This window comes from Lactobacillus kalixensis DSM 16043 (genome assembly GCF_001434335.1).
Taxonomy (GTDB): Bacteria; Bacillota; Bacilli; order Lactobacillales; family Lactobacillaceae; genus Lactobacillus; species Lactobacillus kalixensis.
Map to the genome: position 1 here is coordinate 1 of NZ_AZFM01000081.1, position 1,124 is coordinate 1,124.

Below are 1,124 nucleotides of genomic sequence, written 5' to 3' on the forward strand. Positions count from 1 at the left end.
AATTGTTCAATTGTTTGATCAAGTAAATTTTTATTTATGCTTGGAAGATTTTTCAGACTAGAAATTAAGTAGACCAATGCATCTATAAACTTTATATCTGGTAAGGAATCATTCATTATGTAGAATAAGTCTCCTATGGTTTTGTCATCGGTATTCTGCCTTTCTTGCCAAGCCAGTAAGTCATAAGTAATAGCTACTGCGGCGATATATCCGCATTGGCCGTCATAACTTTGAATCTGTGATTTATCTAATGCAAGATACTGCTTAGAAGCTTTAAAGTATGTTTCTATCTGCCATCTGCGTCCATAAAGCTGAATGATTTCTTCAGGTTGCAGTTTGATTTGAGTAGTTGCTAGAACTAGATAATTACTTTTACTGCCTCTTTTGGAGACAAAAACTACTTTTAATGGATAGCTGTGGCCCTGATATTGTGCGGTAACGATACTACTATAGAGATAATTATTCTTCTTAAGAATTTTTGAAGCTGCCAAGCGATTGTAAAGGCCTTTGATATCATAATGACGCTTACGGTAAACATAATAAATCTTAGAACTTTTCTTGATCATACCTAAGCCATCAAGTCCTAGCTGCTTTAAGATCCAGAACATTCTAGGAGAAGTAAACCATGAATCAAACAAAACATACTTTGCTTCTACGCCTAGTTTAAGTGCTTGATTAATAAGCTCTACTGTAACGTCATTCATTTTACGTTGTGCCTGCTGTCTTCTTTTACCAGCAATATAGCGTTCATCAGTAGTAATTGGTTTTGAACCAATCATATTTTGGCTCTTTTTAGTAGACATAAGAGCGAAATTGACTGGTAGAAAAGTATTACCATCACTCCAGCCTAAAGTTAAACCGCGATATCCAGTTAAATATTCATGTTTATCATGATCATAAACTTTAGCTAACAATTCCGTCTTTTTAGAATAAGAACGAGAGATTAATGTATCATCCACAATAAAGGTTAAGCGTCGTCTTTTATCAATCACCGGTTTAAGGCAAGCGACTAGCTTAGCAGCTATGATGCAAAGTAGCTTTTGCCAGTTAATTCTGCCATCATTTAAGACATTACGAGCTGTTCTAATAGTAAAGTTACCATCATCTTTTGCTCGAAATAAGGA

The 1,124-nt window shown here is 34.9% G+C and carries 1 protein-coding gene; it reads right to left on the reverse strand.

The features are described 5' to 3' along the window. A partial coding sequence (locus tag FC46_RS09800; RefSeq protein ID WP_057800232.1) for an IS4 family transposase occupies nt 1-1,124 on the reverse strand: 1,124 nt, incomplete at both ends.